Origin of the sequence: Nocardia sp. NPDC006982, assembly GCF_042869435.1 — a bacterium.
Classification (GTDB): Bacteria; Actinomycetota; Actinomycetes; order Mycobacteriales; family Mycobacteriaceae; genus Nocardia.
Map to the genome: position 1 here is coordinate 588,886 of NZ_JBIAFV010000005.1, position 18,871 is coordinate 607,756.

17 protein-coding genes and 2 tRNA genes are annotated in these 18,871 nt (G+C 65.4%); 3 read left to right on the forward strand and 16 right to left on the reverse strand.

Going from position 1 to position 18,871, the window contains the following annotated elements; genetic code table 11:
* Positions 1-27 precede the first annotated feature (27 nt).
* On the reverse strand, positions 28-744 hold the full coding sequence (locus ACFYOW_RS23435; protein ID WP_387291125.1) for a TetR/AcrR family transcriptional regulator: 717 nt from the start codon (positions 742-744) through the stop codon (positions 28-30).
* 98 nt (positions 745-842) lie between these two features.
* On the opposite strand from ACFYOW_RS23435, the gene ACFYOW_RS23440 reads away from it, so the two are divergent.
* Positions 843-1,544, forward strand: a complete 702-nt coding sequence (locus ACFYOW_RS23440; RefSeq protein WP_387291126.1) for an NAD(P)-dependent oxidoreductase — start codon at positions 843-845, stop codon at positions 1,542-1,544.
* A 35-nt stretch (positions 1,545-1,579) separates the two neighbouring features.
* Here ACFYOW_RS23440 and ACFYOW_RS23445 read toward each other — a convergent pair whose 3' ends face one another.
* The 6 genes from ACFYOW_RS23445 to ACFYOW_RS23470 form a co-directional block, all read right to left on the reverse strand.
* Positions 1,580-1,975 (reverse strand): DUF1801 domain-containing protein, encoded by a 396-nt coding sequence (locus ACFYOW_RS23445; protein ID WP_387291128.1) that lies wholly within the window; start codon positions 1,973-1,975, stop codon positions 1,580-1,582.
* 96 nt (positions 1,976-2,071) lie between these two features.
* Positions 2,072-2,524: a GMC family oxidoreductase gene (locus ACFYOW_RS23450; protein ID WP_387291130.1), complete on the reverse strand. Its 453-nt coding sequence runs from the start codon at positions 2,522-2,524 to the stop codon at positions 2,072-2,074.
* A gap of 21 nt (positions 2,525-2,545) precedes the next feature.
* The gene (locus tag ACFYOW_RS23455; RefSeq protein WP_387291132.1) at positions 2,546-3,754 is read right to left on the reverse strand and encodes an RNA-guided endonuclease InsQ/TnpB family protein; all 1,209 of its coding nucleotides are present in this window, start codon (positions 3,752-3,754) and stop codon (positions 2,546-2,548) included.
* Between the two features lie 256 nt (positions 3,755-4,010).
* Positions 4,011-5,510 (reverse strand): ATP-binding protein, encoded by a 1,500-nt coding sequence (locus tag ACFYOW_RS23460; protein WP_387291134.1) that lies wholly within the window; start codon positions 5,508-5,510, stop codon positions 4,011-4,013.
* Between the two features lie 79 nt (positions 5,511-5,589).
* Positions 5,590-6,303 (reverse strand): response regulator transcription factor, encoded by a 714-nt coding sequence (locus tag ACFYOW_RS23465; RefSeq protein ID WP_387291136.1) that lies wholly within the window; start codon positions 6,301-6,303, stop codon positions 5,590-5,592.
* A gap of 66 nt (positions 6,304-6,369) precedes the next feature.
* A complete protein-coding gene (locus ACFYOW_RS23470) occupies positions 6,370-8,973 on the reverse strand; it encodes a LuxR C-terminal-related transcriptional regulator (protein WP_387291138.1) in 2,604 nt (867 codons plus the stop codon).
* A 113-nt stretch (positions 8,974-9,086) separates the two neighbouring features.
* On the opposite strand from ACFYOW_RS23470, the gene ACFYOW_RS23475 reads away from it, so the two are divergent.
* On the forward strand, positions 9,087-10,292 hold the full coding sequence (locus ACFYOW_RS23475) for a styrene monooxygenase/indole monooxygenase family protein (RefSeq protein ID WP_387291140.1): 1,206 nt from the start codon (positions 9,087-9,089) through the stop codon (positions 10,290-10,292).
* Between the two features lie 24 nt (positions 10,293-10,316).
* On the opposite strand, the gene ACFYOW_RS23480 is transcribed toward ACFYOW_RS23475, so the two are convergent.
* The 4 genes from ACFYOW_RS23480 to ACFYOW_RS23495 form a co-directional block, all read right to left on the reverse strand.
* Positions 10,317-11,429: a cytochrome P450 gene (locus ACFYOW_RS23480; protein ID WP_387291142.1), complete on the reverse strand. Its 1,113-nt coding sequence runs from the start codon at positions 11,427-11,429 to the stop codon at positions 10,317-10,319.
* Between the two features lie 259 nt (positions 11,430-11,688).
* On the reverse strand, positions 11,689-12,795 hold the full coding sequence (locus tag ACFYOW_RS23485; RefSeq protein WP_387291431.1) for a GAF domain-containing protein: 1,107 nt from the start codon (positions 12,793-12,795) through the stop codon (positions 11,689-11,691).
* Between the two features lie 574 nt (positions 12,796-13,369).
* A tRNA-Pro gene (locus ACFYOW_RS23490) sits at positions 13,370-13,443 on the reverse strand.
* 44 nt (positions 13,444-13,487) lie between these two features.
* Positions 13,488-13,561 (reverse strand) — tRNA-Gly (locus tag ACFYOW_RS23495).
* Positions 13,562-14,075: 514 nt separating this feature from the next.
* On the opposite strand from ACFYOW_RS23495, the gene ACFYOW_RS23500 reads away from it, so the two are divergent.
* A complete protein-coding gene (locus ACFYOW_RS23500; protein WP_387291144.1) occupies positions 14,076-15,029 on the forward strand; it encodes a diguanylate cyclase domain-containing protein in 954 nt (317 codons plus the stop codon).
* A gap of 9 nt (positions 15,030-15,038) precedes the next feature.
* Here the strand turns inward: ACFYOW_RS23500 and ACFYOW_RS23505 are convergent, their stop codons facing one another.
* From ACFYOW_RS23505 to ACFYOW_RS23525, 5 genes are all read right to left on the reverse strand, one after another.
* On the reverse strand, positions 15,039-15,815 hold the full coding sequence (locus tag ACFYOW_RS23505; RefSeq protein WP_387291146.1) for an alpha/beta fold hydrolase: 777 nt from the start codon (positions 15,813-15,815) through the stop codon (positions 15,039-15,041).
* 25 nt (positions 15,816-15,840) lie between these two features.
* Complete coding sequence (locus tag ACFYOW_RS23510) at positions 15,841-16,776, reverse strand: PDR/VanB family oxidoreductase (protein ID WP_387291148.1); 936 nt, start codon at positions 16,774-16,776, stop codon at positions 15,841-15,843.
* The gene (locus tag ACFYOW_RS23515; protein ID WP_387291151.1) at positions 16,773-16,961 is read right to left on the reverse strand and encodes a hypothetical protein; all 189 of its coding nucleotides are present in this window, start codon (positions 16,959-16,961) and stop codon (positions 16,773-16,775) included. Before ACFYOW_RS23515 ends, ACFYOW_RS23510 begins: the two co-directional genes overlap by 4 nt.
* Positions 16,958-18,037: a Rieske 2Fe-2S domain-containing protein gene (locus tag ACFYOW_RS23520; RefSeq protein WP_387291153.1), complete on the reverse strand. Its 1,080-nt coding sequence runs from the start codon at positions 18,035-18,037 to the stop codon at positions 16,958-16,960. The genes ACFYOW_RS23515 and ACFYOW_RS23520 overlap by 4 nt, the downstream gene beginning before the upstream one ends.
* Positions 18,038-18,122: 85 nt before the next feature.
* Positions 18,123-18,866, reverse strand: coding sequence for an IclR family transcriptional regulator (locus ACFYOW_RS23525; RefSeq protein ID WP_387291155.1), 744 nt, complete (start codon positions 18,864-18,866; stop codon positions 18,123-18,125).
* Positions 18,867-18,871 lie beyond the last annotated feature (5 nt).

An 18,871-nucleotide genomic window follows, 5' to 3' on the forward strand; every position in this document is an offset into this window, starting at 1 on the left:
GCCCACCGGGACCGCCCACCCCCGGACTCAGCGCTCCGGTGGCTTCAGGCCCAGCGAGCGGATGAGATGGCGAATCTCGTTGCGGTAGAGCTTTTCCGGATCGGTGGTCTGAGAGCGCAGGTGACCGAGGATTTCCAGGGAGACCAGGCCGTGCAGGTGGCCCCAGATGCGCAGGGCGATCGCGACCGCGGCGGGTGGTAGGCCTGGGAACTCCGCCTTCACCTCCTCGACGAGTTTCGGTTCGAAGTCCGACCACTCGAAACCGTTGTCCGCGTATAGGTTTTCGGCGTGTGGCCACGCGCCCGCGGCCAAACCGGTCAAACCGGCGCACACTCGGTGCTCCGCCTCCGGGGCCGCGCCGCCCTCAGGCGGGTCGTAGTTGGGCAACGGATCGCCGTAGATGAGGCGAAACCCGGCTGGGTTCGCCAAGGCCCAATCACGAAACGCACAGGCCCAGGCGAGGATTCGGCCGGAGGCATCGGTTGCGGGACGGGCATCGCGTGCCGCCTCGACCGCATCGGCGAGTTCGGCGTACACGTCGTTGATCAGCGCGGTGATCAGGTCATCGCGGGTCGGGAAGTAGCTGTAGACGGCGTTCGCGGTCATGCCCATTTCGCGCGCGATCGCCCGCAGCGTGATGGCGCCCGGTCCACCCTCGGCCATCAACCCGAGCGCGACCTGCTTGATCTCCGCTGTCGTCTCGGAGCGTCGTAACTCCCGCCGGCTCGGCGTCGCAGTGCCCACGGCGGCAACTCTACAGCGGCGTGAGAAAACTTGACATTGCACAAATACTTCACGGCGTATAGTTTCTACACGCCGTATCAACCAGTTCGAGGAGAACCATGTTCATCGGAATCGTCGGCGCGACCGGCAATATCGGCCAGCGAGTACTCACCGAGGCCGTTGCCCGCGGCCACCACGTCACGGCGTTCACCAGGGACGCAGGCCAGATCACCACCAGCAGGCCGAACGTCACCTGGCGCAGCCTCGACATCTTCGACAGCGCGGCCATTGCCGCGGCCCTCCCCGGCATGGACGTCCTGATCAGCTGCTACCAACCGGGAAATGCGGCAGCGGATTTCGATGACACCGTCGCGCGCTCCATCGCCGATCCGACGGTCTACGCGAGTGCCGCTCGCGCACTGCTCGATGCACTGCACACGCACCCGCGCACGCGGCTGATCGTCGTCGGCGGCGCGGGGAGTCTGGAGTACGAGCCCGGCCGAGTCACCGCCGATGACGACCAACGCCTCGCCGATACCCTCGCAGGACTCGGCCTCCCCCGCGAGTACGCCGCCGCGGTACGCGGCCACCGCGCCGCCCTCGACGTCCTGCGCACCTCGAATCGGCTCTGGACCTACCTCAGCCCAGCCGAACTGATCGCCCCCGGCGAACGCACCGGCCGCTACCGCGTCGGCGGTGACCAACCGGTCCGCGACACCGACGGCCACAGCCGCATTTCCGTCGAAGACGCCGCGGTCGCGCTACTCGACGAGGCAGAACTGCCACGATTTATCCAGCGCCGCTTCACTATCGGATATTGACCCGATGCTCCCGCACCGATATTCGGTGCGGGAGTTCAGCTTTCGTTTTTCAACTTGCGCCAACCGCCCGCGCGGTTGTTGGCGATGATCTGCTCGAACATCGCGAGAAGTGCTGGGGTGTTCAGCTTTTCGCCTTCGTGGATGGCCACGGTGCGCCCGGTCTTGTTCTCGTGGCCGCCGGTGATGATGCCCTCCGGATCCGGCACGATGCCGCCGTCGTAGAGGAATACATTCACGTGGGACTTGGCCGCGAGCAGAGCACAGATATTGCCGTCCAGTACGAAGTACGGCTGAACGGTGCGTTTGATTGTCTCGACGACCTCGGGGTCGGCGGCATGCACCAGCTCGCGCACCTCATGACAGATGGCCTGCTGCCACTCCGGCAGCGGGTCGATGTAGGCGTCGACGCGCGGGTCCTTCCGATAGGACATGCGACCGATCCAAGCACAAGCCGTGCCTGATCACGCACGATTTCTGCCGATCCGATGATCGACCGGCGCTTGGCACGCCGGCCGGCCGGGCAACACTCAGGTCAGTCGCGCGGCCAGACGTGACGCGTTCATATGCGCGATGGCTTCGATGCTGACCATCGGGTTCACCCCTGAGGCGGTCGGGAAGCAGGAGGCGTCGGCGACAACGACATTCGGCACATCCCAGACCACGCCGTCCGGATCGGCGGCCGAATCCGCGCACGAGCCGCCCATGCGTGCCGAGCCCATGATGTGCAGTGCACCCATCGCGCAACGGCCGGGATCGTAACCGGCGCGCAGACATTCGGCGACGAAGCTGTCGTGTGAGCCTGCGACACCGGGTTCGTAGACCGGCCCCGACTGGTGCCCGGAGAAGATCCGGAGCGCCCCTGCCGCTTCCAAAATCCTTGCCGCACCCGCGATTCCGGCATGCATATGCGCTTGGTCGTATCCGGACAGGCGGTAGCGGATGCCGTGGTCGCGAGTGATGACACCACGCGAAGGTGTCACAATTGGCTTCTTCCCCCACATCTATTGGTGGGGGATTCCGACCTTCACAGGTCGTGTTTCTTGCTTCACCGGCGACTGCCGCGCCGACGACTGCCGGGTTGGTCTTACACCGCCTCCACAGGCAGACACCGCCAGCCTGGCGGCCAAAATATTCCTCGCAGCGTTGATATCGCGATCATGGGCCACACCGCACCGGCACACCCATTCCCGCACATGCAATGGCATCGTGTCGTTCAGCACCCCACACGCAGAGCAGGTCTTGCTCGACGGGAACCATCGGTCCACGGCGATCACCTCACGCCCGTACCAGGCGGCCTTGTACTCCAACATCGAACGCAACTGCGACCACGAGGCATCGGAGATCGCACGCGCCAAACGGTGATTGCGAAGCATCCCCGCCACATTCAGATCCTCGATCACGATCGTTTGGTTCTCACGAACGAGCCGAGTACTCAGCTTGTGCAAATGGTCTGTGCGGCGGTCGGTGATACGAGCGTGGAGACGCGCCACCTTCCGGCGGGCCTTATCCCGATTGACCGACCCCTTGGTCTTGCGGGCAAGGGCGCGTTGAGCTTTCACCAGCCGCGCCTGTTCTCGTCGCTGATGCCTGGGATTGGAGATCTTCTCACCGGTCGACAACGCCAACAGCGAGGTGACCCCGGCATCCACACCAACAACGCCATCGGTCGGCGGGTGGTGAGTTACCACGGCTTCGGTGAGCAGCGACACGAACCAACGGCCCGCGCTGTCACACGACACGGTGACCGTGGAAGGTTGCGCACCTTCGGGCAACGGCCGAGACCACACGATATTCAGCGGATCGGCCATCTTCGCGAGGGTGAGTTCCCCGTCACGGAATGTGAACGCCGACCGCGTGTACTCCGCCGACGAGCGAGACTTCTTCCGCGACTTGAAACGTGGATAACGCGCCCGCTTATCGAAGAAGTTGGCGAACGCACCCTGCAAATGCCGCAACGCCTGCTGCAACGGCACCGAGGACACCTCCCCCAAAAACTTCAGCTCATCGGTTTTCTTCCACGCGGTCAGCATCGCAGAGGTCTCGTTGTAGTTGACGCGACGCCGCTCGGTGTACCAGGCGGTCGTCCTGGCTTCCAGCGCCTTGTTGTACACCAAGCGGACACATCCGAACGTGCGCACAAGCTCCCGTTCCTGCTGCTCGGTCGGATAGAAGCGGTACTTGTACGCCCGCTTCACCAAGCTCTCCCCCATGCGCACACATTAACAAGTCAGGTTGTAACCAGTGAGACAATCTGCGTCAGAATCATATTCGGCACAGATCATGGAGCATGCAACAGACGCGCCAACTCCGACAACTCGAGCAGGGTTGCCTTCGCGCTACAGCAATCCGATGCGGCCGAGCGTCGTGCGCTCGGCGACTGGTAACGACATCGGTCTCCTGCAACGGAACCAGAACGGTCATCAACTCAACTCACTCGTGCCACTTGCGTGCCCAATCCGCCGACGATCAGGAAACGGCGAAAAGGATCCGGAAAGTCGCACCCGCACCGGGCGTGCGCAACAGCTGGATCCGGGCGCCGTGCGCGCCGAGAATCGCATCGGCAATGGCGAGTCCGAGTCCCGAACCGCCGGTGCGGGAACGCGATTCCGCGGCCCGGTAGAAGCGATCGAAGATGCGCGGCGCGTTCTCCGGCGCGATGCCGGGTCCGTCGTCGTGCACATCGAGTACGGCGAATTCGGATACGTCGGGCAGTACCGCACCCGCTTCGGCGGCGACCGGATCGGTCAACGCGGCCACGGCTCTGATCCCGACGGTGACGGTGATCGACGCCTCGGATGGCGTATGCACCAGGGCGTTATTGACCAGATTCGTCACGACCTGCCGCAATCGATGCTCGTCACCGACCACCCGAACCGGATCATCCGAACTCTCCAGGCCGATGTCCCGATCCGGGGCTCGGGTGGCGGCATCACGCACCACTTCCATCGCGAGCACCACCAGATCGAGCTCCGCCAGATCCAGCGCCCGTTCCTGATCGGATTTGGCCAGCAGCAACAGGTCGTCGACGAGCACCCCCATCCGGATCGCCTCGCCCTCGATCCGGCTCATCATCTCGCGCAGGCCCACCTCGTCGGACGCACCACCGCGCCGATACAGCTCGGCGTAGCCGCGCACGGAGGTCAGCGGGGTGCGCAGTTCATGGGAGGCGTCGGCGATGAACGCCCGCATCCGCTGCTCGGAATCGGCGAGCTGGCGCAGTGCCGTGGACAGCCGGGTGACCATCACATTGAACGCGGTACCGAGCCGACCGACCTCGGTATGCGGATCGGTCTGTGCGACACGGCGATCCAGATCCCCGGCGGCGATCGCCTCGGCCGTGTGTTCGATCCTGGTCAGCGGTCGCAGGCCGATACGCACCAGGACCGCCGCGATCACACAGATGGCGAGCAGCAGCGTCACGCCCGCCGCCAACTCGATCGTGCGCAGGTTGCCGGTGGTCGCCTCGGTCGTCGCCAGCGACATCGCGATCGCGACGGTACCGCCGTCGGGTTGCCATTCGGTCGCGGGCTGCACGACGGTGCGCACCCGCCAACGGATATCGCTCTTCTGGTCACCGACCGTGAACGCGGTATTCGGGCGGGCGCGCACCGATGCCGCGTCCATCGCGGGCAGCGCCGGCACGGTGCTCACCTGGGCCGGTGCGCCGAGCTTGCCGATCTGATGCCCGCCGACATCGAAGAACATCAGCCGGAAATCCGAAGGCAACTGCTCGTACTCCGGCGGCCCGGACGGCGGGGGCGGCGGGGGCCGCTTGGTCGAAGTCATATCGCTGGCAACGCGATTCAGCTGGTCGTCCACTCGATCGAGCAGCGCGCGGTCCAACATGGTCACACTGAGCAGCCCGAAGGCGGCCATTCCGATACCGGCGATCGCGACGAGGGCCAGCAGCAGCCGGGTGCGTAAGGTCAACCGGCGAGCCCGATTCCACACCCGGCGCCCGTTCATGACTGCGCCTCGCCGGCGCTCGGCTCCGCCATGACCGAGCGATGCCCGGCTGTGTTGATTGTTCGCTCACCGCGCTCACTCACGGATGTCCGCCGCCGAGGCGCAGGGTGTATCCGACACCGCGAATCGTGTGGATCAGCGGCGGATTCCGGGCATCGACCTTGCGCCGGAGCTGGCTGATGAAGGTCTCCACGACCCGCCCGTCGCGCCCGGTCTCCGCACTCCACACCCGATCGATGATCTGCTGCTTGCTGACCACCTTCTCGGCATTGACCACCAGATACTGCAGCAGGCTGAATTCGGTGGCCGACAGCCAGATCTCGGTACCCGCTCGGTATGCCGCGTGTGCATCGACGTCCAGCTCCAGGTCCGCATACTTCAGCACCCGATCGTCGCCGGACGGGCCGCGAGTGCGGCGCAGGATCGCGCGCAGCCGCAGCAGGACCTCCTCGATGCTGAACGGCTTGGTCACATAGTCGTCGCCACCGGCGGCCAGCCCGGCGATACGATCCTCGACCGCGTCCCGGGACGTCAGGAACAACACCGGCACCTCGCTGTCGGACTCCCGCAGCCGCCGCGCCACCGCGTAGCCGTCCAGATCCGGCAGCATCACGTCCAGCACCACGATGTCCGGTGGATGCGCCGCCGCCTCGACCAGCGCCGCGTACCCACTCGCAGCGGTATACACGTCGAATCCACTCATCCGCAGGGCGGCGGAGAGCAGGTCCAGGATGTTGGGCTCATCGTCGACCACGAGAACGGTCGCGGCCGGTGACGTGTCACGGTCGGGCACGCCTACACACTATGCCGCACCGTCCACCGGGCCGGCCCGCAACATCGCGCCTATCCCTTTCGCCGGTCAGCGGCCGCGCTCGGGTGTCGGTCTGCGCCGCGCACGTGTCGGTCGACGCGCGGCCGCATTCGTGACGTCGCCGCGCCGGTCCGCGGGCACGAAGGTGATGATGTCGGCTCGCGATGTGATCATCAGCTTCTGGAAGATCGAAACCATCTGTGCGTCTATGGTCTTGAACGAATTGCCGCGACTGGCCGCGATCGCCGTATTGGTCCAGCCCGCCGCCGCGAGCGTGGCCACCTCCTGTTCGGCGGTCGAGAGTTCCTGCCAGGGTGACGGGCGGTCGCGCCGGATGGGATGATCCACGTCCAGCTTGCCCATCGACAACGTGCCCAATGCCAGCCGTGCCACCTCACCGTACTCCGGCCGCAGCATGGCACCCTCGCGCCGAGTGGCATCGAACAGTTGGTGTCCGAGCACATCCCGTGCGATGTCGATAGCGTTGTCGGTTTCGGTTTCGAATGGCACCAAGTTCGCTATGTTCACGCCTAAGCGCTGCCGCCAGGTCGCGACTCCGCCGCCCAGCAGTGCGATTTCGGTGGCCCCCGCAAGCACCTGGTCCGAGACGGCACCGTCCGCGGTCCGCGCATCACCCGACATGCGCGCGAGCGTCCACATCCGGATGTGCACCGCCCAGAGGGCACCCCATTGGTCACGCATCGCGACCTGATCCGCCAACGCGGAGCGACCGACGGCGAGCGCTTCTTCGGGGTCACCATGTTTGGTCAGGGCAATCGCCCACGCCAATTCGGCCCAGGATTTCGCCCAGCGCGCCCCCGCCGCAACGGTGTTGTCGAGATGACGCCGGGCAATCTCCATGGCCTGCACAGGGGTGCCACAGAAACCGGCGGCCAGTGCCTCGAACAGCTCGCTCATGGCCGCACCACCGAGATCGCCACCAGCGGCGAACTTCTGGCGAGCGCTCCCGAGCACCGCAACCGCGCGCGCGTCGCCCTGCACCAGCATCAGTTCGCTACCGCGCGTGAACTCGACGGGTGCGGGCAGACCGAGATCACGCTCGAAGGTATGGCGCCAGTTCGCCCGTGCCGCCGGATCTGTCACGCACGCGGCGACGCACTCCTCGAGCATCCGCTCGGCGTCGTCGTGCACCCCCTGGCACATGCTGATCCAGCCGATCAGGGCCATTGCCGATATCTGGAGTTCGACGGGCTGTGGGTCGAGTTCGCGCGTCGCCGCCAGCGTTCGCTCGGCCCACCGCCGAGACTCGCGCAGCGACCCCTTGATGAAGGGAACCCGCAATGAGATCAAACCGACGACGATTTCCAGCCCGATCACCGATTCCCCCGGGGTGGTGAGACTTCCGTCGATCGCGCAGAGCAGGTTGTCCCAAGCCGCCCGCGCCCAATCGAGCAGATCCTGCTCCGCAGGGCTGCACCATTCGGCGCAGGCCCGCATGACTTCGTCGCGGTAGTAGCGCCGATGCCGGGCGGTCAGCCGCTCCCATTCGGCGCCGGCCGCGCGCTCGCGCAATCGCTGCTGAGCGAATACGCGGAAGCTCTCCAAGAGTGAGTAACGGACCGTATCGGAAGTCAGGTGGACCGACACAAGAGACTGATCCGCCAAACGCTCCAAGAGACCCTCGACCTCGTCCGTCGCGATGCTGACGCGCAGGTCACCGCCGCCGATGTCGAGATCGGCGCAGACGCCCTCGATCGCAGCCAGTTCCGCACCGACATCGAGCACGGACGTATCGGCTTCATCGGCGGGATCCACGTCGTACCCCGCGGCGAAGACCGACATCCGATCAAAAAGCAGGCGCTCCTGGTCCGTGCACAGGTCGTAGGACCATGCGATGACATCCCGGATGCCCTGATGCCGTTCCTCGGTGCCGACGCGTGGACCGGGCGACCACCGCAGGCGCCGATCGCCGGCCTCGCCGCTGAGGTCGCGCAGAATCATGCGCAACGGTTGGTGTCGTAGGCGGGCGGCGGCCAGCCGGATGTAGAGCGGGTGGTTGTCCACATGCCTGCAGATCGAATCGGCCAGCGCGAGTTGATCATCGGCGATGGCACGCCCGGTGAGCTCCGCTCGCTTGCGGAACAATCGCAGCGCCTGTTCTCGCGGCAAGGAACCGATCGGCACCAATTGCTCATCGACCCAGCCGACCGCCTCGCGACTGGTCGCCAGCACCGTCAACCCCGGCACCGCGTCGAGTAGGTCGGAGATCAATCGCCCGGCGCCATCGAGGACGTGCTCACAATTGTCCATCACCAGGATCGTCTGCAGTCGGTGGCCCACGGCGTCGGAACGAGTGAGGGTGTCGACCAGCGCGGCCCATACCGATCGATCGGAGAAGTCGGCGTCGACGATAGCCTGGGCGACCTCGTCCTCGACCGCCGATATATCCACCCCGCTCGCCAGCCGGGCCAGCCGGACCCAATGGACGGGAACCCGACGGGCCTTGTGGTAGCGGTGCACCGCCTCGGTGGCAAGGCGAGTCTTGCCGATACCACCCGAACCGATCAAGGTGATCAGACGCGCCGAATCCAGCAGCAACTCCGCGATCTTGTCCAGCTCCCGTTCGCGTCCGACGAAATCACTGGCGGCTGACGGCAGCGATCCGAGGCTCGATGAATATCGCCCGGTCATGGTGAGCACACTAGTCATCCGGTATCTGAAACATTCGTCGTTGCACCCGATGTACGTGACCTACCTATGTCACGAAGCTGAGACCAGCGAATTCACCATCGGAAGGATTTCACGTGCGCGGAATTCAGATACTCGGCGCCGGCGAGTGTGGCCTCCCGCTGGCACTGCGGCTGTGGCACAGCGGCATCCCGGTCACCCTGGTGACCGATCGCGACGCGGCCGCGGTGCTGTCCGGCTCGGTGACCAGCACCCAGGTGAAGTTCGGGCCGACGTTGAACCTCGAATCTCGAGCGGGGCTGGGCATTTGGCGCTCGATTGCGCCCCGGATCCTAGGCATCCGGTTCAGCTTGGTCGTCGACCGCAACGTGGTGTCCGGGTGGGCCGGACGCTTCAGCGAACCAGCGCAGAGTGTCGACCAGCGGACGGTGTTCGCGCGCTGGCTTGCCGACTTCGCGGCTGCGGGCGGCGATCTGGAGATCGCACAACTGTCTGTGCCGCAACTGGATCGGCGGACCGCCGCATACGATCTGACTGTCGTCACTCGAGCATCGCGTGAGCTCGCCGCATACTTTCCCGCCGACCCGAGCTGGTCGGTTCCGGCCGAGCCGATGCGTCGACTGGCGGTGCTGTACCTCGACGGGGTCGAGCCCGATCCGGATGGCCTCGGAACCTACACGGCCCTTCCCGGCCACGGCGAAATCATCTCCTATCCGGGCCTGACCGGTCCTCCCGGACAGGAGAGGCGTTGCGAAATACTGCTTTTCGAGGGATTGCCCGGCGGCGGACTGGATGTTTTCGCGCACACGCTCCCGGCCAAGCGGCTGCCGCGCGCTGTACAACTCTTGCAACAGTATCTGCCTGCGGCACTTGCCGATCGGTATCGCAATGCCGAATTGACCGACGGTGGCGCGACTCTGGTCGGCGCCGTACCGCCGACCATGCGCGAGCCGATCGGCACACTGCCCTCCGGCACCCTCGTGCTGGGCGGCGGCGATGTCGTGTGCCGGATGGATCCCGGCGGTGCGCAGGGCGCCAACAGCGCCGCACACTGCGCCGCCCAGTACAGCGCGGCGATTCTGGACAATCCCACCGGCCCGTTCGACCGGGCCTGGATGACCTCGGCGGCACAGCCATGGCTGACCGCGATCGCCCATGCCGCGGCACGCTGGACAATGGCCGTGCTCGACCCCCCACCTGCCGTGCGGGAATTGATGCTGGCCGCACAGGAGGACACCGCACTGGCCGATGCGTTCGCCGAAACCTTCGTCCGCCCAGCGAATATGGTGAAATTCGCCGCTGCCGAAACCACACCCCACTGAGCCGGTGCAGATCGCCGAATTGGGTCAGCGCGTCGTCGATACCGGGAAGACCACGGGTAGGGCAGCAAGAGCGCGGTGGAACGGACCGGGCCGCCAGCTCAGTTCATCCACCGGCAGGGCCAGCGTCAGATCGGGCAGAGCGTCGAGGAGTTGATCGATGGCATCTTGGGCGATCAGATAGGCCGCCGTTCGCGCCGGGCAGGCATGCGGTCCGGCGCCCCATGCCAGGTGCGAACGATTGCCGAGATACTCACCGCCGCTGATCGCTGGATCGTTGTTGCAGGCGGCCATACTGATGACGACCGGTTGGTTCGCGGGCAGCCAGATATCGCTGGACAGAATCGGTTGTCGTGGATATGTGACGGAAAAGTTGGCCATCGGCGGGTCTGCGAACAACACCTCGTCGAGTGCGTCCCGGGTCGATAGGCTGCCGCCCAACACATTTCCCGCGAACCGCTCGTCGGTAAGCATGAGCAGCAGCGTGTTGACGATCAGATTCTGTTGCGGTTCGATTCCGGCGCCATACAAGATGGCGAGCTGATGAATCAACTCCGACTCGTCGAGTCGGGTGGGATGTTCGAGTAGTCGAGTGGTGATGTCATCGCCGGGTTCGGCTCGTTTCAAGTCGATCAGGTCCAGCAATGCCTCGCTGAGCATTTTGTTGCCCTGTTCGGCGTCGACCCCATCGAAAATCGCGGCAGTCGCCTGTGCGACCCGCTGGCCGATCTCCGGTGGACAGCCCAGCATCGCGTTGATCGCGCCGAATGCGAGCGGTAAGGCGTATTGGCTGATCAGGTCCGCCGTACCGGACACGCTGAAGGCCTCGACCAGCGGTACGGCAATGGACTCCACGGTGGTATGCAGGGCATGGAGATCGGCTCCATCGATCGCCGCGGCGATGGCCTGCCGATAGCGGGTGTGTTCGTTACCCGCACTGCGCAGTGCGTTCGGACGCCACTCGAGTATCGGCCGTACCGGACATTCGACGGGGATCGTCTGCTGCCAGCCGCGTGGATCAGCAGGGAAGTGGTCTGGATCGTTCAGAATGCGCACTGCGGTGTAGTAATCGAGCACCAGGGTCGCGGGCACTCCCGGTGCGAGTTCCACCGGCGCCATCGCGCCGTAGCGGCTACGCATCTCCCGATAAGCGGTGTGTGGATCAGCGGCAAATTCCGGGGAGTACAGCGGGACGTAGTCGCCATCACCCCCGGCGGGCGATACGTGGTGCGGAACGGGACAAGTATCGGGCTCGAGTGGAGGCTGTTGCGTGTTCAAAAGCGAAACTCCGAACGCTGGCCATGTCACACAGGCAAATGGTGGGTCGCGGTAACGATCGCGCAATAGGGATGTCCCGAACATCGGTAGAACCCATGGGCAGTTCGGCACCGCCGCCCATTCAGTGCGCCGGGATATGTTCCCTTCGGTTGGACCGCCCACGCGACAGTTGTTCGTCGTAGCCGACGGGTTCACTCGGTCGCGCAATCGGGAGGTCGTCGCCGATGAGGACGAGTTGGGCGATGGTGAGCCGGCTTACCGAGTATCCGGGATACGGATAGAGCAACAATGCTGTCGGCGTGTATCCGCCACCGTAATTCAGTGTGCGTACGGTGACTTCCGTCGCATCGCCGGATGCGAGCCTGCCGCCGAGGTCGGCCAATCGAGCGCGATCACCGGGATGGAACACATCGACCGGCCGGAACAAGTAGTCCCACCGGACCCAAGGGGCAGGCTCAGTGAGCCAATGGGAGATGGTGGCGTGCTCGAGTTGCACGATAGCCAAATGGGTCCCGGCACGGCGGTGAGCTTCCCGCAGCCCGACGTGATCGAGAGTCGGCGCCATCGAGGGCATGGTGTCCGAGGTCACGTCTTCGATCAACCACCAGGCGCCGCGGGTACGTTCGTCATCGCGAGCCCGCATGGTGATCCGCCATTGTCCTCGTCGTGCGGACCCGCTGGTCACGATCACGTCGAACTGGAGCTTCTGACCCGGCACCGGACCGTAGAGCAGATCGAGCACCTCCACATGTCGATCGAATTTCGAAATCCGGTGGAACAGTTCGGCAATAGAACGTCGCGGCACGTACTCCTCGGCCTCGACGCCGCACAACCGCCGGAGGCCGACGGGCTGGTGGATCAACTGCGTATCGAGTTCCCAGATCAGACCGACCGCCGGGCGCAATGGGGGGATCGGCGCCACCGCGGGACCGAGCCACAACCGCACCGCGTGCACATCGCCCGCCGGACCGAGCACCGGCCGCAGCATCAGCTTGTGCGGACCAGCGCCGGTCGGGATCGTCAGATCCATATCCTCGCCCCGAAGGTGCACCAAGTGGATCATCCCGGTGATATCGCGGGTTGTCAGAGTGTCATAGAGCGCCGGACTCTTCGCCAGCAATCGCTGCACAACACGGTCGCAATTGGCGAAATTGCGCGACGCTTCCCCCATCGAAGCCACCGAAGCGACCCCAGGCGCCAACGTCTCCACCGTCGCCCACGGAATCATCACACCTCCCTCCGCCCCGACCGTTCCCTGCCAACAACATGCGACTGTCTGCACGTCGGTTCAGTATTCCCAGATCGGGGAAGTGTCGGCATCGGGTGCTGCCACGTGAGCAGCCGGGTTCACTACCTAGGTGTACGGGCGCGCTCCGATCGCTCCCCCGTCAACCAGCGCCCCACTCCCCCGAATATGCTTACGAACCTTGCACAATTCATCACCGTCCGTGGTGGAACCAGAGCGGACCGCCGCGCAACCCGACGATCCCGTCGCCGAAGTTTCTCGACACCGGAACAGGCCCCCGGCGAAGCGCTGGCTATCCACTGGTGCAACTACCAGCAAACCACTCCGGCCGCACCACCCCGTTCGCCTGGGCCACGCCCTCCAGTTTCCGAGACGAGGTGGGCACCGCGGTGTCCGAGAAGCACGGCGCCGAGACAGTGAAACGAATTGGGACACAAGTACACCCGCACTGCACCGACGTGCTGAACCTGTACAGCCGACTCGTGAAACCATGTCGCGAAGTCGAATCCCGGCGGGTCGGCGAGGCCAGAAAAAGGCCTCCGACCTGCTGACACTGTCGGGGTGACAGGATTTGAACCTGCGACCCTCCGCTCCCAAAGCGGATGCGCTACCAAGCTGCGCTACACCCCGTGGCCTCGCGGCGAAAGACGGTGCCGACGAGGATGAATCCTGCGTGGAGCGGGTGACGGGAATCGAACCCGCACCATCAGCTTGGAAGGCTGAGGTTCTACCATTGAACTACACCCGCAGGCATACGACATCTGATGGGATCGCCACGATGTCGTGTGCGAACCGACTGTACCGAATCGGGCCTCGGATACGCCAATCAGCCCCCCACCAAAGCGTCCAGCGGGGCCGATGCGGACACGATCCGAGCCGTCAACGGTAGTCGATCGCTATCACTGATCGAGTCGAGCCGGTGAGCGAGCCGGAAACCTCCCATTTCGGCGTGCCGTCGGCGTGTCGGTCCGCGACTTTCCGGCGAACAAAATTGATGTGTAACGCCGGCGGTGCGACAGCGATGACATACCCGATCGCCATTCGCGAGGGACCGATAACTCGTTATAAAACAGCGTTTTTCAGTGCCGAGTGGCTTGCTAGGATCCTTTTTGCCGGACGGGGGTATCTGGAAAGGGGGCGGTGAGCGTGCACCAAGCGAGGTGGACACAACCGCGTAGCAGTGGGAACGATCGGGGTGACGCCGGCACCTGCGTGGGAACAGGGCACCCGGGTACCGACATCACCCGTGGCGGGTGAGTGCGATGTCTGCGGATATCGAGCCACCCGTAGCGCAGATGGCAGGCGCGTGGGCGCGTGCGGTCTGCGCGGAACCGGGATCACACGCGTCACCACAACAGTTGCAGCCGGTTTTGGTCGAGATCATCGAGCGGCTGCTGTTGCTGGCCAGGTCCGAGCCCTTCCCGGTGCCCGAGGCGCGGAACTTGGGGGCGCGGCTGGTCGAGGCGCCGTTCGAACGGACCAGAATGCTGGCCCAGGCCACCCGCTGGCTGCTCGGCTTCCCGGCGGGGGCGCCCGGGTCGCTGGTCGCCACGCGCTGGCCGCTGGTGGCCAGTCAGGCCATCGACAGCTATGCCCAGGCGCTGCAGGAGCGGGCGCTGGCCCAGCAGGAGCAACACATTTCGGCCGCGGTGTCGTTGCGGGTGCAGGAGATCGCCGCGCTACAGCATCGGCTGCGGCACGAGGCCACCCATGACGCGCTCACCGATCTGGCCAACCGGACGCTGCTGCAGGACAAGGTGCGGCTGATGGCGGCCGATCCGAACCGCGGCGTCGGTCTGCTGCTGATCGACCTGGACCGATTCAAACAGATCAACGACAACTACGGACATGCCGTCGGCGACGAGGTGCTCGTCGAGCTGGCCCGCAGGCTGCGCGAGATCTGCCCGCCGGATACGGTCATCTGCCGCTACGGCGGTGACGAATTCGTGCTCGCCACCAACCCGCTGCACAACACGCTCGGCGAAATCGCACATCGGATCGTGGCCGCGCTACGGGATCCGGTGTGGTCGACGGCCGGACCGGTGCCGGTCTCGGCCAGTGTCGGCACCGCATACTGTCCGCCGGGCGACTCCTGCGATTTCACCGATCTGCTGCGTAGCGCCGATCGCGCGATGTATTCGGCGAAGACCGCGGGCGGACGCCGCTTCGTCCTCGCCGACTCCGATAAACCCGAAATCAAGGCCGTCGCAGGCTGATCCGACACGTCAGTCGGCCAAGAACCCCTGTACCAACGATACGAGTTCACCCGGCTTCTCGAAGAACACCACGTGGCCGCTATCGATTTCGGCATATCGGCTGTTCGGGATCGCGGTGTGCAGCCCACGGGCATGGGTGACCGGTACCAACTGATCCTGGGTGCAGCCGATCACCAAAGTCGGTGCGGCGATACGGCTCAACTCGTCGCGGATGTCCACTTCGAGGTTCACCTCGATCTGCCGCAGCGTTCCGGGTTCGGGTTTCGTGGCGCGCAATTGGGCCAGACCCGCATGGCCGAGCCCGCTCAGGAATGCCGGGCTGAACGCCAGCAACGGACCGAATGCGGAGGCCATTTCGGGTCCGGCCTCCAATGAGGCCGCCCAGCCGTGCAGGGTGAGCAGTTGCCGGGGATCCTCCGTCACCGACCAACCGGCCACGAGGACGAGTCTGCGCACCAGGTCGGGACGCCGTCCCGCGACCGCTGCCGCGACGACCGCGCCGAGGGAGAAGCCCAGCAGGTCGACCGGGCCGGTCGATGCATCCTCGATGGTCGCGATGATCTGCTGGACCAGCAGGTCGAGGGTCAGTCGGCCCTCAGGTGCGGTGGTGCCGCCGCTGCCCGCGTAGTTGGGCGTGACAACGGTGTGGCGGTCGGTGAACTCGGAGATGAGGTGTCCGAAATTGGATTCGGCACTCATGCTGGTGCCGTGGACGAGGACCAAGCCTGGTCCGGCACCGGCCACGGAGTAGTGAACATCGGTATCCGAGACTCTGACGACGGGCATAATGGGGACCTTCCGATGGGCCGGACTAGATGTCCAGGACGAGGCGCGGGGTGTGGGCGCGTGAGCGGCAGATCATCATCACGTCGGTGTCCTGTGGCGTGAGAATGCTGTCGCGATGGTCCGGGATACCGTCCAGGACAACGGTTTCGCAGGTACCGCAGGTGCCTTCGCGGCAGGAGGACAAGACCGTGACACCGGCCCGTTCGACAGCGTCGAGGACGGAGATGTTCGCCGGGATGTGGACGGTGACACCGGATTGCGCGCATTCGACATCGAAGGCCGAATCGGCAGTCACTTCTATCGGCTTCGGCGCGAACCGCTCGAGGTGCAGGGCATCGGCGGGCCAGGTCGCGGCGCAGTGGCTTTCGACGGCCGCCAGCAACGACTCCGGACCGCAGCAGTACACCAGAGTTCCCGGATACGGATCGGACAGGATGGTATCGAGGTCGAGCGGGCCGGTCTCGCTCTGCGGACACACCTCGATCGGCCCTAGTGCCGAGAGTTCGGGTAGGTAGGCCATGCTCGCGCGGGTGCGGCCGCCGTAGTGCAGGCTCCACGCGCCGCCGCGACGCGCGACGGTGCGGATCATCGGCAGCAGCGGTGTGATACCGACACCACCGGCGATGAACCGATAGCGCTCGGCGTCCCGGAGTGGGAAGTTGTTGCGGGGGCCTCGGATTCGCAGCCGTTCGCCCACGGTCAGCCGGTCGTGGACGTAGGCCGATCCACCGCGGCCGCTCGGTTCACGCAGGACCGCGATCGTCAGCCGGCCGTGATCGTCGGGATCGCCGCACAGCGAATACTGGCGCACCAGGCCCGGGCGCAGGATCAGGTCGATGTGCGCACCCGGCTGCCATTTCGGGGTATGTCCATCGATCACGGACAGGGTGAGTTCGACGATGCCGTCGGCGAGGGTGCGGCGGTCGGCAACGGTGACGGCGAATTCCGGTTCGGCGGTCATGCTCTGGCTCCGACCAGGTTCGTGGGCTGCGGATCGGCAACGCGGGTGTGATGACCATCGGGGTGGGCGAGCAGCCACTGCCAGATCTCGATCGGGTCGTCGGCGATACGGGTTGCGCCGCAATGGCATCGGCCGAACAGCTGATCGCTGCCCGGAAACCACTGCACGCGATGACAGGCGGTCATGCTCGGGTCGCTTCGGTCCGGGTGAGCTCGGCGATCAACCGACGTGCCGCCAGCGCGCCGGTGTCGATATTGATCGACAGCTCCTGATAGGTGCCCCCGGCGCGTTCCTCCGCGGCGATGACCTCCTCGACCAGGTTCAGCGCCACCACGTCCTGCATCACCACGGTGTGATTGCTCTTGTGCAGATACTCGGTCACGTCCTGGTCATCGATCGCGAAATCCCTTGCCACCATCCAGAAGTCGTGTACCGAATGCTCGGTTTCCGGAGTGAGGGCGTACACGATTTCGGTGTGGAACGCGCCGGGATCGGTGTCGGCACCGCGTCCGGGCAGGTAGCCATCGGGCGGATAGTGGCCCTGCGGCGCGACGCGACTGTGCAGCCGGTACAGGCACGGCGGCTGGAATTCGATGTCCTGCCAGCGGGTGATGCGCCCGGTGATACCGGTCGAATTGGCATAGAACGGTGGGCATTCGGCATCGTCCATATGCCTGCTCACCCGCACGACACCGGCTGCCTGGTCGACCTCGGTGGTGATCGGCGTTTCCGCGACCTCTGGGGTGCCGATATAGCCGCCGTGCAAATAGGTTTCGTGGGACAGGTCCATCAGATTGTCCATCAGCAGCGCATGCCGGGCCCGGATGGTCTCCAGGCCGCGGATAGTGGTCCAACCCTCCTGCACCAGCCACGGTGCGCGCGGGATCGCGGCCGGGTCGGCCGATTCGCGGTCGCCGATCCACACCCAGACGAACGAATCCTGTTCCACCACAGGGTAGGAGGCCACACGGGCGCTGCGGGGAATGCGGGTCTGCGCGGGTACCGCGACACAGGCGCCGGTGCGGTCGTAGGTGAAGCCGTGGTAGCCGCAGACGACACGGTCACCGACCAGCCGCGACTCCGACAGCGGGTAGCGGCGGTGGATGCAGCGGTCCGACAGTGCCGCCACCGCGCCGTCCTCGGTCCGGTAGAACACCAGTGGTTCGTTGCAGATGGTCCGCGCGAACAGGTCGCGGCCGATCTCCTGGCTGTAGGCGGCCACGTACCACTGGTTGCGGGCGATTGCGGTTGTCGGGCTCATCGGAATGCTCCTGAAATGTGGGCTGTGCGGTCCATCGTGTGGGCCGCCGATGCGTGAGCCAAGACACACTTCCGTCGAACGGAAGTCACCGCCCGCCACCCAGCTGCCTGGTGATGCCATGGGCCGCGGTGCGCACCGCCGGAGCCCACATGGCCCGGCGGGAGTCGCCGGCCGGTACGACGATCGACAGCGCCGCCGCGACATGACCGTCCGAACCGAAAATCGGTGCGGCGACGGAATATCCGTCGAGGGTCACCTGTCCGTCGCTGATCGCGACCCCGGTGCGGCGCACCTCGGCCAATGCGCGCCGCAGCACCTCGGGCGTGCTGATCGTCTTCGTGGTGAATACCGCCAGCGGCCGGTCGGCGATCTTGTCCACGATCTCGGCGGGAGCGTAGGCCAGGATGGCCAGCCCGACGCCGGTTGCGTGCATCGGCCAGCGCGCACCCACTCGGGTGCGCACGAATACGGCGTCGCGGCCGGCGAGGAATTCGACATAGACCACTTCGGTGCCGTCACGGACCGCCAGCTGCACATTCTGGTGCGTCGCCTCGTACAGGTCCTCCATGAACGGCAGCGCGACATCACGGATGGGCCTGGCGCGCGGGCAGTAGGCGGCGATCTCCACCATGCGCAAACCGATCTGGTACCCGCCGCTGGCAGCCCGATCCAGCGCACCCCACTGCACGAGATCGACAACGTGGCGATAGACCGTTGTCTGCGGAAGACCGGTGCGCTCGGCCAACTCCGACAGCTTCAACACCGGGTGGGCGTTGTCGAACGCCTCCAGCAGAACCAGTGCGCGGGCCAGAACCGACGACTGGGTCATCGCCG

Coding starts and splice junctions, on each gene's coding strand:
- ACFYOW_RS23440 (WP_387291126.1), top strand. CDS start 843: ATGTTCATCGGAATCGTCGGCGCGACCGGCAATATCGGCCAGCGAGTA.
- ACFYOW_RS23445 (WP_387291128.1), bottom strand. CDS start 1,975: ATGTCCTATCGGAAGGACCCGCGCGTCGACGCCTACATCGACCCGCTG.
- ACFYOW_RS23455 (WP_387291132.1), bottom strand. CDS start 3,754: ATGGGGGAGAGCTTGGTGAAGCGGGCGTACAAGTACCGCTTCTATCCG.
- ACFYOW_RS23460 (WP_387291134.1), bottom strand. CDS start 5,510: ATGAACGGGCGCCGGGTGTGGAATCGGGCTCGCCGGTTGACCTTACGC.
- ACFYOW_RS23470 (WP_387291138.1), bottom strand. CDS start 8,973: ATGACCGGGCGATATTCATCGAGCCTCGGATCGCTGCCGTCAGCCGCC.
- ACFYOW_RS23480 (WP_387291142.1), bottom strand. CDS start 11,429: ATGCGTAGCCGCTACGGCGCGATGGCGCCGGTGGAACTCGCACCGGGA.
- ACFYOW_RS23485 (WP_387291431.1), bottom strand. CDS start 12,795: ATGATTCCGTGGGCGACGGTGGAGACGTTGGCGCCTGGGGTCGCTTCG.
- ACFYOW_RS23500 (WP_387291144.1), top strand. CDS start 14,076: ATGTCTGCGGATATCGAGCCACCCGTAGCGCAGATGGCAGGCGCGTGG.
- ACFYOW_RS23505 (WP_387291146.1), bottom strand. CDS start 15,815: ATGCCCGTCGTCAGAGTCTCGGATACCGATGTTCACTACTCCGTGGCC.
- ACFYOW_RS23510 (WP_387291148.1), bottom strand. CDS start 16,776: ATGACCGCCGAACCGGAATTCGCCGTCACCGTTGCCGACCGCCGCACC.
- ACFYOW_RS23515 (WP_387291151.1), bottom strand. CDS start 16,961: ATGACCGCCTGTCATCGCGTGCAGTGGTTTCCGGGCAGCGATCAGCTG.
- ACFYOW_RS23520 (WP_387291153.1), bottom strand. CDS start 18,037: ATGAGCCCGACAACCGCAATCGCCCGCAACCAGTGGTACGTGGCCGCC.
- ACFYOW_RS23525 (WP_387291155.1), bottom strand. CDS start 18,866: ATGACCCAGTCGTCGGTTCTGGCCCGCGCACTGGTTCTGCTGGAGGCG.